The following is a 14,078-nucleotide window of genomic DNA, read 5'->3' on the forward strand; positions in this document are numbered from 1 at the left end:
CGGCCGGCCGGTGGAGAACGCCAGATGACCGCGCCTGTCTTGCCGCCACTCGCCGACCTCGTCCCGCCGCGGCTGCGGCCCGGCCATGAACTGCTGACCGAGGGCGCCGTGATGGCGCGCGACTGGCAGGTCGGCCGCAATCTCTTCCTCGATACGGCGCAGGTTGCCTGTGAGGCCGATTACAAGCGCCGCACGGCCGCCGAAGGCCGGATCATGCAGCATGCCCATATCGGCTTTCGCAGCGTCGAACGCACTTTGGAAGCGATCCGCAGCGTGCATGAGAGCTGTGCCGGGCGCGGCGTCACCGTCGATCGCTTCGGCATCACCCTCGACTGGTCGATGGGCTATCCCATCGCCGAGCGCGACAAGCGCCCGCGGGGCACCGGCATCGTGCTGACGGGGCCGGAGGATTTTGCCCGCATCACCGGCGTCGTCCCGGCCGCAGCGCATTTCGGCGACTTTATGCTCGGCCTGCCCGGTGCCGTCGAGAACACGCGTGCGGCACTCGCGGCGGGCGTCACCACCGTCGGCAATCTCGGCCAGTACTTCACCTTCCGCCTGCCCGACTGGGACGACGACGTCGCGACGACCGAGGCCACGGTGACCGCACTCGGACTGATAGCGGCCCAGCCGGTCGAGGTTCTCGTCCACTCCAATCTCGATGACGGCTTCGCCGGCCTTTTCTCCGACATGAGCTCGGCGCTCGGCATGGTTCTGGTCGAGAAATACATCGTCGAGGAACTGATCGGCGCCCGCGCCTCGCATTGCTACGGGCACCATTTCACCGCGCCGCTGGTGCGGCTCGCCTTCCATCGCGCGCTGATGCAGGTGACCGACACGCCCGGCAGCATGATCTTCGGCAACACAGTCAGCTACAAGTCGACCCCGGCCGGCAACTTCGCCAGCCTCGCCAGCTATCTCCAGGCCGATATCTGGTCGCTGCGTCGGCAGCACAGCGGCCACGCCATCAACCCGGTGCCGGTCACCGAGAACGAGCGCATTCCCGACACCGACGAGATCATCGACGCCCAGACCTTCGCGGGAAAGCTCGTCGAGCATGCCTCCGCCAGCCTCGCCCTGATCGATCTCGCGCCCGTCGATGCGATGGCGGGAAAGCTCGTCGCCGGCGCGCACCAGTTCCGCGACCGCGTCCTTGCCGGCCTGGCGCAGATCGGCGTCGATATCCGCGATCCCGCCGCCACCATGCTGGCGCTCCGCCGCATCGGCCCGCGACGGCTGGAAGCGCTCTATGGCGTCGGCGCGCTCGACCGCGCCGCATGGGGCGGACGCCGCGCGCTCGTCGAGGCCGAATGGGTCGAGGAACTCCGCCACGAGACCGAAGCCTGGCTCGACAAGGTCGCGGCGCCGGTTCGCAGCGGCATCGGCCAGGCGGGGCTCAAGGTCTGCGTCGCCAGCAGCGACGTGCACGAGCACGGCAAGAGCCTGATCGAGCATCTGCTGACTCAGCTCAAAGCCGAGCCGGTCGATGGCGGCACCTCGGCCGATCCCGACGACCTCGTCGCCATCGCCCTGGCGAATGGCTGCGACGTGATCGCGATCAGCACCTATAACGGCATCGCCCTGCGTTTCGCGACCGAGGTTCTGGCGGCGCTCGAACGCGCCGGCACGAAGTTGCCGGTCTGCATCGGCGGCCGCCTCAACCAGATCCCCGAGGATTCGAACTCCGGCCTGCCAGTCGACGTCACCGACGACCTCGCCCGGCTCGGAGCAATCCCCTGTCCGACACCGGAACGGCTGGTCGCCGAGCTCGCAGCATTGTCGGCCGCGCGCCCGCAACCTTAGGGCCGACGTACCAGCGCCGACCCAAGCGGAGGACTGGGCTTGCCGGCGCTATCTCAGGCGGCCGACGCCCTCGCCTCCTGCCTCTCCCATTCCTCGCCCCAGATCATCACGGCATGGCCGGGCGAGACCTCGCGATATTGCCGGACCGGCGGGACATAGTCGGGTGCGCGGACCGGGCTCCTGATCTCGTCGTTCGAAACCGGCCGCTTCTCGTGGCGGCGGGCCGGGTCGGCGACCGGCACCGCGGCCAGCAGCCGCTTGGTATAGGGGTGCTGGGGATTGCCGAAGATCGCCTCGCGTGGGCCGATCTCGACGATCTCGCCGAGATACATCACGGCGACCCGATGGCTGACGCGCTCGACCACCGCCATGTCGTGGGAGATGAAGAGGTAGGCGAGCTTCATCCGCTCCTGCAGCTCGAGCATCAGGTTGATGACCTGGGCCTTCACGGAGACGTCGAGCGCCGAGACGGCTTCGTCGGCGACGACGAGGCGCGGCTCGACCGCAAGCGCCCGGGCGATCGCGATGCGCTGGCGCTGGCCGCCGGAGAACTCGTGCGGGAATCGGCTCGCCATGTCGGGCTGGAGGCCGACGCGCTGGAGCAGGTCGGCGACCTTCTCCTGCGCCTCCCGGCGGTTGGCGAGCTTGTTGATCAGCAGCGGCTCGGCGACCGCGGTGCCGACCGTCATGCGCGGGTTGAGGCTCGCGAACGGGTCCTGGAAGATCATCTGCATGCGGACCCGGCGCTCGCGCAGCGTCTTCTGGTCGAGTTTCAGCACGTCCTCGCCATCGAGCAGCACCGAGCCGGAGAGCGGCTCGATCAGGCGCATCACCGAGCGCCCGGTCGTCGACTTGCCGCAGCCGGATTCGCCTACCAGCGCCAGTGTCTCGCCCGAAAGCAGGCTGAAGGAGACGTTCTCGACCGCATGGACCCGGCCGGAAACACTGCCGAGCAGCCCGGAGCGGATCTCGAAGCGCGTGGTCAGATTGGCGACTTCGAGCACCGGCCGCTCGCTCGCGGCGACGGTATCGGCCGTCTCGGCCGGCACGTCCGAGAGACCGGTCTTGCGGTCGACCACCGGGAAACGCATCGGCCGGCGGCGCCCTTCCATCGAGCCCAGCCGCGGCACCGCCGAGAGCAGCGCCTTGGTGTAGGGTTTCTGCGGATTGGCGAAAATGTCCTCGGTCCGGCCGGTCTCGACCTGCTCGCCATTGTACATCACGACCGTGCGGTCGGCGATTTCGGCGACCACGCCCATGTCGTGGGTGATGAAGAGGACGGACATGCCCTCCTCTTCCTGCAGCAGCTTGATCAGCTCGAGGATCTGCGCCTGGATCGTCACGTCGAGAGCCGTGGTCGGCTCGTCGGCGATCAGGAGCTTCGGCTTGCAGGCCAGCGCCATCGCGATCATCACGCGCTGGCGCATGCCGCCGGAGAAGCGGTGCGGATAGTCGTGGAAGCGCGCCTTCGCCGCCGGGATCCGCACCTTCTCCAGCAGCCTGACCACCTCGGCCTCGGCCGCCGAACGCGACAGGCCGCGATGCAGCATCAGCGCCTCGGCGATCTGGAAGCCGATGGTCAGCACCGGGTTCAGGCTCGTCATCGGCTCCTGGAAGATCATCGCGATGTCGTTGCCGCGCACCTCGCGCATCCGCGCCTCCGGCAGCGTCAGAAGCTCCTTGCCCGAGAGCTTCACGCTGCCTTCGATCTTGCTCGAGCCGGGCGGGGTCAGCCGCATGATCGAGAGCGCGCTCACGCTCTTTCCCGAGCCGGACTCGCCGACGAGTGCCACGGTCTCCTTCGGCGCGATGTCGAAGGAGGCGCCCCGGACCACGGAGCGCCACGCTCCCTCGACCCGGAACGAGGTCGTCAGGCCGGAAACGGAGAGAATTGGAGTCGTCATGAGGTCGCTTTCCGGTCGGCTTCAGATGACGCGGCGAGGATCGAAGGCATCGCGCAGGCCGTCGCCGATGAAGTTGATCGAGAGCACGGTCAGGAAGATCGCGGCGCCAGGGAACATCGCCCAGTGCGGGGCGACGTCGAGATGATCCTTGGCGTCGAAGAGCAGGCGCCCCCAGGTCGGGATATCCGGCGGGAAGCCGAGGCCGAGGAAGGAGAGCGTCGATTCCGCGATGATCGCCGAGGAGACCTCGATGGTCGCCGCGACGATCACCGGGCCGATCGCGTTCGGCAGGATGTGGACGACCATCTGGCGCGTCTTGGTCGCGCCCTGCGCCCGCGCCGCCTCGACGAACTCCTTCTCGCGCAGCGAAAAGAACTGCGCCCGGACCAGCCGCGCCACCGGCATCCAGCGCAGGCCGCCGATGACGACGACGATCAGGATGAAGACGCCGCCCTCGACGCCGAAGACGGCCTTGAGCTGCTCGCGGAAGAGATAGATCACCAGCAGCAGCAGCGGCAGCTGCGGCAGCGACAGGAAGAGGTCCGTCACCCACATCAGGAAGGGATCGAGCCCGCGGCGCGACATGCCGGCAAGCGCGCCGACCACCACGCCGACGAGCGTCGCGACCACCATGGCGGCGAGCCCGACGGCGAGCGAGATTCGCCCGCCATACATCATGCGGGCCAGCAGATCCTGGCCGAGATCGTCGGTGCCGAAGGGATGCGCCCAGGAAGGCCCCTGCAGCTGCGCCGAGAAATCGATCTCATTGATCGGCACCGTCCAGATCCATGGGCCGACAACGACACCGAGGATCAGGAAGGCGAGAATGACGGTACTTGCCATTGCCAGGCGATGGCGACGGAAGCGCCGCCAGGTTTCGCGCCCGGGCGAGACCGATACGCTCGCCGCGGCGGCGGCAGCAGCCGGATCAGCCGAAGGAGATGCGAGGGTCGAGCCAGCCATAGAGCAGATCCGCGATGAGGTTGAAGAGGACGACCAGGCAGGCGAAGACGAAGGTGACGGCCATGATCACCGGCGTGTCGTTGGCGAGGATCGCGTCGATCAAAAGCGAGCCGATGCCGGGAATCCGGAAGATCTGCTCGGTGACGATCGCACCGCCGAAAACCGCCGGCATCTGCAGGGCGACGAGCGTCACGACCGGGATCAGCGCGTTGCGGGTGATATGCCGCAGCGTGACGGTCTTCTCGCCCAGGCCCTTGGCGCGCGCCGTGGTGACGTAGTCGAGCCGGATCACGTCGAGCACGGCCGAGCGGACATAGCGGGTATAGGACGCCGCCTGGAACAGGCCGAGCACCGTGATCGGCATGATCGCCTGGCGGAACATCTCCCAGTACCAGCGCCAGCCGGTCGCGGCGATGTCGGAGCGATAGACGAAGGGGAACCAGTCGAGCTTGATCGAGAACAGCAGGATCAGCAGCAGGCCAGTGAAGAAGGTCGGCAGCGAGAAGCCGACGAAGGCGAGCGTGTTGGCGATCTGGTCGAAGACCGAATAGGGCCGCGTCGCCGCATAGATGCCCACCGGCAGCGCGACGCACAGCGCCAGGATCTGCGAGGTGCCGACGACGAAAAGCGTGGTCGGGACGCGCTGCAGGATCAGGTCGTCGACATTGATGCGGCTGGCGAAGGAGAAGCCCCAGTCACCCTGCAGCATGGCGGAGAGCCAGCGCAGGTAGCGCACCATGATCGGATCGTTGAGGCCGAAGCTGGCGCGCAGCGCCTCGCGCACCTCGGGCGGAACGTTGGGGTTGGTCGCCATCTCCGAGAACGGGTCGCCCGGCGCCATCGCCAGGACCGTGAACAGGATCAGGCTGATGCCGAGCAGGCTCGGAATGGCGATCAGCAATCGCCGCAGAAGATAAGTCGCCATCAAGGGTTCCCGTGAACGGGGTCGCTAAAGCGAGCAGCGCGTGTCGATGGCTAGGAGACACCACCGGGCCGAACCAACTCGCGCGGAAGCGGCAGAGGGCCGCTCACGGACGGTTTCGACCATCCGTGAGCGGTTTAGCCGGCCTCAGCTGCGATACCAGGCAGCCACGTTCCAGGTGTCGACGTCCCAGCCGCTATGGTCGTGCATCAAATTGCTCGCCGAGGCGGCGACGCGGGTGCGCGAGAGCAGCGGCAGGATCACATTGGCTTCGCAGAAGATCTCGTTGACCTTGATCAGCAGCGCAGCGCGCTTGGCCGGGTCGAGCTCCTTCTGCGCAGCCTTGTAGGCTTCATCGGCCGCCGGGTCCGAATAACGCGAGACGTTCCGGCCCAGCCACTTGTTCTCCTTGGTGGCGATCTCCCAGGAGACGAACTGGTTGAGGAAGCGCTCCGGATCGGGCTGCGGTTGCGTCGTGGTGTACATCTCTATGTCGACATACAGCTTGGTGTAGGTGTCGGGGTTGGCGACGTCGGAGGAGAAGAACACCGACGCCGTCACCGACTTCAGCTCGAGATCGATGCCGGCCTTCTGGGCGGCCTGCTTGATGATCGCCTGCGTCTTCTGGCGCGGGGCGTTGATCGAGGTCTGGTAGACGTATTTGAGCTTCTTGCCGTCCTTCTCGCGGATGCCGTCCGAGCCGCGCTTCCAGCCGGCGTCGTCGAGGATCTTGTTCGCCTTGTCGACGTTGAACTCGTATTTCAGCTTCTGCGACTTGAACTGCTTGGGCTCGTTGACGAAGCTCGCCGTCGCGGTGCCGCCGCGGCCATAGATGAACTTCTGGATCGAGTCGCGGTCGATCAGCAGGTTGAACGCCTCGCGCACCTTCGGGTCCGACAGCGTCGGGTGCTTGGTCTTGATGCTGGAGCGCTCGCCATCGACCTCGGTCCACGGATCCGTGGTGTTGAGGATGATGAACTCGATGTCGCCCGACGGCACGGCGCTGACCTTGCCGCGGCCGCCGGTTTCCATGCGCTTCAGGACCTCGTCCTCGACCTGCAGGTTCCAGGCATAGTCGAACTCGCCGGTCTGCAGCACGGCGCGGGCCGCCGAGACCGCATCGCCGCCGCCCTTGACCTCGATCGTGTCGAAATGCGGCTGGTTCTTGACGTGATAGTCCTCGTTGCGCACGCCGGTCAGAATGTCGCCCGGCTTGAAGTCGACGAACTTGTAGGGGCCGGTACCGACCGGCTTCAGATTGGCCGGCGCCTCGCGGGACTTGGCGCCCTTGTACTCACCGAAATGGTGCTTCGGCAGGATCTGGCCGACGACGCCGACGAAGGGATCGGCCCAGAACGGCGTCGGCTCCTTGAAGATCACCTTGACGGTGTGGTCGTCGACCTTCTCGACCTTGATGTTGGTGTAGGAGCCGGTGGTGTAGGCGGCAGTCGCCGGGTCGGCGGCATATTCCCAGGTGAAGACGACGTCGTCGGCGGTGAAGGGCTTGCCGTCATGCCATTTGACGCCCTGCTTCAGCTTCCAGGTCACCACCTTGCCGTCTTCGGAGAGCCCGCCATTGGCGCGGGTCGGCACCTCGGCCGCGAGCTGCGGTGTCAGGTTGCCTTCCTTGTCCCAGCCTGCGAGCGGCTCGAAGAAGATGCGGCCGGCGATCTGGTCCTTGGTGCCGCTGGCGAAATGCGGGTTGAGCAGCGTCGGCGCCTGCCAGAGCAGGATCTTCAGCGGCCCGCCGCCGCCGGCCTTGGTCGGCTTGTAGGCGAGCGAAGCCTGCGCCATCGCGACGCCGTTCCAGGCCAGGATCTGCGATGCAAAGGGAGCGGCGACACCAACAGCCGCCATTCGCCGCATGAAAGCGCGCCGCGAGATGGCACCGTCCTTCACGCCCTCAACCAGTTCGCGCAACTTGTGGTCGTCCATAGCTCATCCCCTCTGCTGACCTTGGTCAGTCTGTTCCGAAAGCGAGGCTTTTCGCCTCATTCTTGATAGTCGGCTGCGCCAGCAAGGCATGTGCCGCGAAAAGCGTCAACCGGCGGCTTGCGGAGGGATGGTTTCGACCGTCGCTCCACGCACCAAAACCGCGGCGGGCGCGGCATCCGCTCGCACCAGCAAGTTCCGGGCCGCTTGCCGGCCGGGCCGGCGACACCGCCGGCGGAGCACGCCGGCAAGCTCGAATCGACACATTAGACCTTCTATAAACTACTGTTTTTGTTGACTTTATTCCCTGTATCGGTCGATAGCGGGCGCGGCGTCGAAGGGCGCAATGACTGTGGAGACCGATGTCCGACGAGGCGCTCAGCGTGGCCGCACTTTACGCAACCGAGCAGGACAGGCTCCGGCGGCGGCTGATCGGGCGCGGGCTCAGCGCCCCGCAGGCGGCGGACGCCGTGCAGGAGCTTTTCCTGCGCCTGCTGCGGGCGCCACGCGCCGAGCTTCGTGATCCCAGCGCTTATCTCAGTCGCGCCGCCGACAGCATTGCCATAGACCATTGGCGAAGAGAGCAGCGCAGCAGGCTGCTGTTCGCAGTCGAAGAGCCGGATGCCCTGGCGATCCCCGACCCGGGCCCGTCCGCCGAAGCCCGGCTGGTCGAGCAGGAAAGGTTCGCGGATCTGGAGCAGGAGCTCGCCGCCCTGCCCCCGCGCAGCCGCGAGGTGCTGCTGCTGCACAAGTTCGAAGAGCTGAGCTACGCCGAGATCGCCCAGCGTCTCGGGATCTCGCGCAACACCGTAATGGTCCATCTCGCCAACGCCATGCGCCTGCTGCGGCAGCGCGTGCGGGAGAAAAATTCCCTGGGCGCTAATTAGTTTTCCGTGCCGGATCGTCTAGAGAATCAGGACAGGGCCGAAGAGCGGCCAGATGGAGTTTTGGCGCGCGATGCGTCTGCGAAAACCGGCCTCGCGGCCCGGGCCGGCCCGCTGATGGAACCGGATCCGGCCGACACGATCGACGATGCCGCCATCGCCTGGTTCGTCCGACTGCGCGACGAGCAGGCCTCGGAGGCCGATCGCGCCGCCTTTGCCGCATGGCGAAGGGCAGACCCGGCGCATGAACGGGCCTGGCGCGAGCTCGAAGCGATCTGGGGGGCGCTCGATCAGCTGGCGCCGCCGAAGCTCGCGACGCCTGCCGCAGTCGTCACCGCTCCCCGGCGCAGGCCGCGGCCGCTCTGGCAACCGCTCGCCGCCGCCGCAATGCTGCTGCTCGCCGTCACGGCCAGCCTGCGCTTGCAGCCGCCGGGACTGTTCGCCGATCACCGAACCGCGATCGGCGAGCGCCGCACGATCGCGCTGGCCGACGGCTCGCGGGTCGAGCTCGGGCCGGGCAGTGCCATCGATGTCGAAATCGACGGCGCGCGTCGCGCCGTCAGGCTGGTTACCGGCGAGGCCTTCTTCAGCGTCGCAAGGGACGAGACGCGGCCGTTCGTCGTCAGCGCCGGACAAGGGCAGATCGCGGTGCTCGGCACCGCCTTCGACGTCAAGATCGCGCCGAGCGAGAGGGTCTCGGTGGTGGTCACCGAGAGCAAGGTCGCAGTCAGCGCCGGCGGCGGGGCGGCGGTCGGCGTCAGTGCCGGCCAGGAGGTCAGCTATGATGGACGCGGCGTCTCGCCGGTCCGCATGGCCGACCTCGATGCGGTGCAGGCCTGGCGGCAGGACCAGATCGTCTTCCACGACGCCCCGCTCGACACCGTGCTGAGCGAGCTTGGTCGCTACCGCCGCGGTCATGTCCAGCTGCTCGGCGGCGAGCTCGGCAAGCGGCGCGTCACGGCGGTGTTCGACGCCAAGCGCCCCGATGCGGCGCTCGAGACCATCGCCCGCAATCTCGACCTGCGGCTGCTGCGCGCGACCGGCTATTTCGCCGCCCTCGTGGCCTGGTGAGAAAAATCCGCGCACCGGCCTAATTACTTTTCGCTACGCCAGCGTCTTCCCCAGCGAGGGAGCGCCACAGCGGCGCTCCGCAGGATTGCGGACGGGGACTTTGCCGACATGAACAACGCAACTTTGGCCGGCGGGCGCTTCCGGCGGTCGACGCTCGTCACGGCCCTGCTCGCCAGCTCCGCCCTCGCCTCGCTCCATTCCATCCCTGCGCTCGCCCAGACGCCCCCGGCCGCCAGCACCAGCATCTCGATCCCGGCGCAGCCGCTCTCCTCGGCGCTGATCGCCTTCTCGCGCCAGACCCGGATCGAGATCTTCGTGCCGTCCTCGCTCGCCGCCGGCAAGCGCTCGAGCGCGGTCTCGGGCGCAACCTCCCCGGAAGCGGCCTTGCAGCAGCTGCTCGCCGGCACGACCCTGACCTATCGCTTCACCGGCGCGCGCTCGGTGACGGTCGAGGCTCGGCGGGCGCCGGGCGCCGCCGGTGCGGCGCCGGCCGGTGCGATCGCGCTCGACGAGGTGGTCGTCGACGGCGCGGGGCTGCCACCGCCGACCGGAACGATCGGTCAGCCTCCCGTTCCCTACGCGGGCGGCCAGGTCGGGACCGGCACGAGGCTCGGCTTCTTCGGCAACCGCTCGGTGATGACGACGCCGTTCAACGTGACGGGCTATACCGACAAGCTGATGCGGGACCAGCAGGCCCGGTCGCTCGCCGACGTCGTGCAGAACGACCCGTCCGTGCGCAACGATGCTCCGGCGTTCAGCGAGCGCGATTCCTTCTTCATTCGCGGCTTCTCGGTCGTCAATCTCGACACCGCCTTTGACGGCCTCGCCTACATCGCCAATCCGCGCCGCAGCTTCGTCGAAGGCATCGAGCGCGTCGAGATCCTGAAGGGCCCGACCGCGCTGCTGAACGGCGGCGTCGCCCGCATCGGCGGCACGATCAACCTCATCCCCAAGCGCGCCTTCGACGAGCCCCTGACCCGCGTCACCACCACCTATCTCAGCGACTCGCAGCTCTGGACGCATCTCGACCTCGGCCGCCGCTTCGGCGCGTCGAAGGAGTGGGGCGTCCGCTTCAACGGCTCCTACCGCCAGGGCAACACGGCGCTGGACAAGAACGACATCGAGGTCGGCAACGCCTCGCTCGGCCTCGACTACCGGGGCGACCGCTTCCGGGCCTCGCTGGACTTCGCGCACTCGACCCAGAACGTCACGGCCCCGACATCCCTGTTCAACGAGGTGGCGCCCGGCATCGTCATCCCCAAGGCCCCGAACGGCCGCAAGAACACCTCGAGCTCGCTCGAATACATCGACAGCCGGTACAACATGGTCGCCGGCCGGATGGAGTTCGACTTGCTCCCTGACACCACGATCTATGCCGCGGCCGGCGCCAGCCGCTATCGCGAGGACTTCCTGTCGTCGTACTACCGGATCACCAACTCCGACGGCCGCGCCACGAACAGCCTGACCATCATGCCGCTGGAGCTGCAGGGCTTTTCAGGCGAGGTCGGCCTGCGCTCGAAATTCCAGACCGGGTTCATCAGCCACCAGTTCAACATCTCCGCCTCGCAGGCGATCAACGAGAACTACTCGCGCGGCTTCTTCCCCGTCGCGCTGCCGAGCTTCCCGACGAATATCTATGCGCCGGTGCATCTGCCGCGCGGCTCGGTCAGCACGATCGGCTTCCCGAGGTCCAACCAGCAGCCGCTCTTCACGAGCCTCAATCTGCGCAGCATCGCGGTGGCCGACACGCTGTCGATGGCCGGCGACCGGATCCAGGTCACGCTCGGCGGGCGCTATCAGGACATCGACCTGAAGAGCTACGTCACGCGCCCGGTCCCCACCCAGGGCGCGCGCGCCTCCAACTATCAGGAAGGACGCTTCAGCCCGGCGATCGCAGCACTGGTGCGCCCGACCGACAAGCTCTCCGTCTATGCCAACTACATCGAGGGCCTGACCGAAGGGCCGAGCCCTCCGGCGAGGGCCGTCAACGCGAGCGAGGTGTTCGCGCCGGTCGTCAACAAGCAGACCGAGGTCGGCATCAAGTACGATTTCGGGACCGTCGCCATGACGGCCTCGCTCTTCGAGATTCGGCAGCCCAACGGCTTCACCGACCCGGCCACGAACCGCTTCTCGGTCAGCGGCCTCCAGGTCAATCGCGGTCTCGAGCTCACCATGTTCGGCGAGCCCTTGCAGGGCCTGAGGCTGCTCGGCGGCGTCACCTTCATGCATGCCGAGCTCGCCAGCACGGCAGGCGGCCTGCTCGATGGCAAGACCGCGCCGGGCATCCCGAGAACGGCGATCAATCTCTATGGCGAGTACGATCTTCCCTGGGTGCAGGGCCTCACCGTCACCGGCCGGATGATCTACACGAGCAGCATGTTCTACGACCAGGCCAACACGCAGTCGGTGCCTGACTGGACGCGGTTCGACGTCGGCCTGCGCTACGCGTTCACCGGACCGGCCGGCAAGCCGGTGGTGGTCAGGGCCGGCGTCGAGAACGTGTTCGACGCCTCGTACTGGGCATCGGCCGCGCGCGGCTTCCTGGCCGTCGGCGCGCCCCGGACCTTCGTGGTCTCCGCGCAGGTCGACTTCTAGCTCCCGCCCGAAGCTCACCCGGAAGCCCAACGCCATGCTGCGCAGCGTCCTGCTTTGCCTAGCGCTCCTGCTCGCACCCGCCTCGGCGGGTGCGAAGCAGATTACCGACCTCGCCGGCAGGACGGTCACCGTTCCCGACAAGGTCGAGCGCATCATCATCGGCGAGGGCCGCTATATTCCCGCCCTCGCCATTCTCGACCGGGACGACCCGGTCGGCCGCGTGGTCGGCATGATGGGCGATTACGAGAATGTCGACCCGGCGAGCTATGCCCGCTATCGCGAACGCTTCCCGGGCATCGCCGGCATTGCCAGGATCGGCCGCACCGCCAAGGAGAGCTTCAGCCTGGAGCGGGCGATCGCGCTCCGGCCGCAGGTCGCGATCTTCGGCATTGGCGGCCATGGTCCCGATACCCGCTCCGGCGAGGTTATCAGGGCTCTGGAGGCGACCGGCACCGTCATCCTCTTCATCGACTTCCGCAGCGACCCGCTGGCCAATACCCCGCGATCGATGGAGGTGCTCGGGCAGGCGCTCGGCCGCGAGCGCGAGGCTGCCGAATTCAACGCCGTCTGGCGGGCCGCGCTGGCGCAGGTCACGGAGCGGCTGGCGCAAGCGAAACCCGCTCCTGTCGGTGTCTTCGTCGAGAGTCGCGTCGGCCTCGATTCGAGCTGCTGCGAGACGATGACGCGCGGCATGATCGGCCGGTTCGTCACGGCGGCCGGCGGCGTCAACATCGCCGAGGCAATGGTGCCGGGCGAAGCCGGCACGGTCAGCCTCGAATGGCTTATCGCCAACCCGCCGCAGGTCTATATCGGCACGGCAATCGGCGATCTCGCCTCCGCCGGCTCGCGACCATGGCTCGCGCTCGGTGCCGGTGTGCCGGCGGGCGTGGCGCAGGAGAGCCTGAAACGCTCGATGGCACGCGCCGGGATCGCCGAACTTCAGGCGATCCGCGATGGGCGAGCCCATGCCGTCTGGCATCATTTCTATAATTCGCCTTTCAATGTCGCGGCGGTGCAGGCTTTCGCCAAATGGCTGCACCCTGCCCTCTTCGCCGATCTCGACCCCGAGGGGCTGCTGCGCGAGCTGCATGCGCGCTTCCAGCCCTTCCCGCTCGACGGCGTCTACTGGAGTTCGCTGCCATGACCGACACGCCCAAGCCGACCCGCCCTGCCCTCGACGAATGGCATCTTTCCGTCGTCGAGGCCTTCGACGTCGCCCCGCGCCTGCGCCGCGTCGTCTTCACGGCCGAAACGCTCGACCAACTCGACTACCGGCCCGGCCAGGCCCTGATCCTGCGCATGCCGTTGCCCGGCGGCGAGACCGGCCGGCGCGACTACACCATTCGTTGGTTCGACCGGGGGGCGAAGCGGCTCGCCATCGATTTCGTCCTGCACGGGACGACGCCGGCGCCGAGCTGGGCAAAGGCGGCCCGCCCCGGCGACACGCTGCTCGTGCAGGGTCCGCGCGGGCGCAGCGTCGTTGCAGCGGGCGCCGACTGGCACCTGTTCTGCGTCGACGAGACCGGCCTGCCGGCGATGCTGCACATGCTCGAGACGATGCCCGCCGGCTCGGTCGTCCACGCCCTGATCGAGACCGCCTCGGCTCAGGACGAGGTCGCGATCGAGACAGCGGCGACACTCACCTGCCGCTGGCTCGCCCGCGATGGCCTGGCGCCCGGCCCGAATGCGCTGGTACTGGACGCGCTGCGGTCGCTGGCGCTGCCGAGCGGGCGCGGCCAGGCCTATCTGATGGGCGAGACGAGCAATGTTCGCTCCTGGCGGCACCACCTCGTCCAGGCGGGACTGCCGAAGGAGAGCATCGCTTCGGAGGGCTACTGGCGGCCGGGGCGGATCGGCGGTCATGATCACGTCGACGACTAGGTTCAGGACCTATTAATTTGGTTTGAGATGTGATTCACGGTGTCCGGGAGGGTACCGTGATGGGTGATTTGTTTCTGTTGAGCGAGCGCCAGATGGCGCGGATCGAGGCGTATTTTCCGCTCT

General features: G+C 67.5%; 10 protein-coding genes. 6 read left to right on the forward strand and 4 right to left on the reverse strand.

Annotated elements, in window-relative coordinates; all coding sequences use genetic code 11:
* Window positions 1-24: 24 nt before the first annotated feature.
* Entirely contained in the window at window positions 25-1,803 is a 1,779-nt protein-coding gene (locus RKE40_RS23895; protein WP_316020701.1) for a hypothetical protein, read from the forward strand.
* Window positions 1,804-1,856: 53 nt separating this feature from the next.
* On the opposite strand, the gene RKE40_RS23900 is transcribed toward RKE40_RS23895, so the two are convergent.
* The 4 genes from RKE40_RS23900 to RKE40_RS23915 all read right to left on the reverse strand — a co-directional run bounded on the left by RKE40_RS23900 (window position 1,857) and on the right by RKE40_RS23915 (window position 7,527).
* Window positions 1,857-3,707, reverse strand: coding sequence for an ABC transporter ATP-binding protein (locus RKE40_RS23900; RefSeq protein ID WP_316020702.1), 1,851 nt, complete (start codon window positions 3,705-3,707; stop codon window positions 1,857-1,859).
* A gap of 21 nt (window positions 3,708-3,728) precedes the next feature.
* Window positions 3,729-4,670 carry an ABC transporter permease gene (locus tag RKE40_RS23905; protein ID WP_316020703.1) on the reverse strand — a complete coding sequence of 314 codons (942 nt, stop codon included), beginning with the start codon at window positions 4,668-4,670 and terminating at the stop codon, window positions 3,729-3,731.
* A complete protein-coding gene (locus tag RKE40_RS23910; protein WP_316020704.1) occupies window positions 4,636-5,595 on the reverse strand; it encodes an ABC transporter permease in 960 nt (319 codons plus the stop codon). The genes RKE40_RS23905 and RKE40_RS23910 overlap by 35 nt, the downstream gene beginning before the upstream one ends.
* A gap of 144 nt (window positions 5,596-5,739) precedes the next feature.
* Window positions 5,740-7,527: a peptide ABC transporter substrate-binding protein gene (locus tag RKE40_RS23915; RefSeq protein ID WP_316020705.1), complete on the reverse strand. Its 1,788-nt coding sequence runs from the start codon at window positions 7,525-7,527 to the stop codon at window positions 5,740-5,742.
* 359 nt (window positions 7,528-7,886) lie between these two features.
* Here RKE40_RS23915 and RKE40_RS23920 point away from each other — a divergent pair, with 359 nt between their 5' ends.
* The 5 genes from RKE40_RS23920 to RKE40_RS23940 all read left to right on the forward strand — a co-directional run bounded on the left by RKE40_RS23920 (window position 7,887) and on the right by RKE40_RS23940 (window position 13,955).
* Complete coding sequence (locus RKE40_RS23920; RefSeq protein WP_316020706.1) at window positions 7,887-8,411, forward strand: RNA polymerase sigma factor; 525 nt, start codon at window positions 7,887-7,889, stop codon at window positions 8,409-8,411.
* A gap of 114 nt (window positions 8,412-8,525) precedes the next feature.
* Window positions 8,526-9,479, forward strand: coding sequence for a FecR family protein (locus RKE40_RS23925; RefSeq protein WP_316020707.1), 954 nt, complete (start codon window positions 8,526-8,528; stop codon window positions 9,477-9,479).
* Window positions 9,480-9,587: 108 nt separating this feature from the next.
* Window positions 9,588-12,074 (forward strand): TonB-dependent siderophore receptor, encoded by a 2,487-nt coding sequence (locus RKE40_RS23930; RefSeq protein WP_316020708.1) that lies wholly within the window; start codon window positions 9,588-9,590, stop codon window positions 12,072-12,074.
* A gap of 34 nt (window positions 12,075-12,108) precedes the next feature.
* A complete protein-coding gene (locus RKE40_RS23935; RefSeq protein WP_316020709.1) occupies window positions 12,109-13,218 on the forward strand; it encodes an ABC transporter substrate-binding protein in 1,110 nt (369 codons plus the stop codon).
* Entirely contained in the window at window positions 13,215-13,955 is a 741-nt protein-coding gene (locus tag RKE40_RS23940) for a siderophore-interacting protein (protein ID WP_316020710.1), read from the forward strand. Before RKE40_RS23935 ends, RKE40_RS23940 begins: the two co-directional genes overlap by 4 nt.
* Window positions 13,956-14,078: the final 123 nt, after the last annotated feature.

The sequence above is a fragment of the Allobosea rubneri genome, assembly GCF_032464875.1.
In the GTDB taxonomy this organism is placed as follows: Bacteria; Pseudomonadota; Alphaproteobacteria; order Rhizobiales; family Beijerinckiaceae; genus Allobosea; species Allobosea rubneri.

Excerpts from the sequence above, each read along its gene's own strand:
- RKE40_RS23930 (WP_316020708.1), top strand. The coding sequence starts at position 9,588 with ATGAACAACGCAACTTTGGCCGGCGGGCGCTTCCGGCGGTCGACGCTC.
- RKE40_RS23900 (WP_316020702.1), bottom strand. The coding sequence starts at position 3,707 with ATGACGACTCCAATTCTCTCCGTTTCCGGCCTGACGACCTCGTTCCGG.
- RKE40_RS23895 (WP_316020701.1), top strand. The coding sequence starts at position 25 with ATGACCGCGCCTGTCTTGCCGCCACTCGCCGACCTCGTCCCGCCGCGG.
- RKE40_RS23915 (WP_316020705.1), bottom strand. The coding sequence starts at position 7,527 with ATGGACGACCACAAGTTGCGCGAACTGGTTGAGGGCGTGAAGGACGGT.
- RKE40_RS23940 (WP_316020710.1), top strand. The coding sequence starts at position 13,215 with ATGACCGACACGCCCAAGCCGACCCGCCCTGCCCTCGACGAATGGCAT.
- RKE40_RS23935 (WP_316020709.1), top strand. The coding sequence starts at position 12,109 with ATGCTGCGCAGCGTCCTGCTTTGCCTAGCGCTCCTGCTCGCACCCGCC.
- RKE40_RS23925 (WP_316020707.1), top strand. The coding sequence starts at position 8,526 with ATGGAACCGGATCCGGCCGACACGATCGACGATGCCGCCATCGCCTGG.
- RKE40_RS23920 (WP_316020706.1), top strand. The coding sequence starts at position 7,887 with ATGTCCGACGAGGCGCTCAGCGTGGCCGCACTTTACGCAACCGAGCAG.
- RKE40_RS23905 (WP_316020703.1), bottom strand. The coding sequence starts at position 4,670 with ATGGCTGGCTCGACCCTCGCATCTCCTTCGGCTGATCCGGCTGCTGCC.
- RKE40_RS23910 (WP_316020704.1), bottom strand. The coding sequence starts at position 5,595 with ATGGCGACTTATCTTCTGCGGCGATTGCTGATCGCCATTCCGAGCCTG.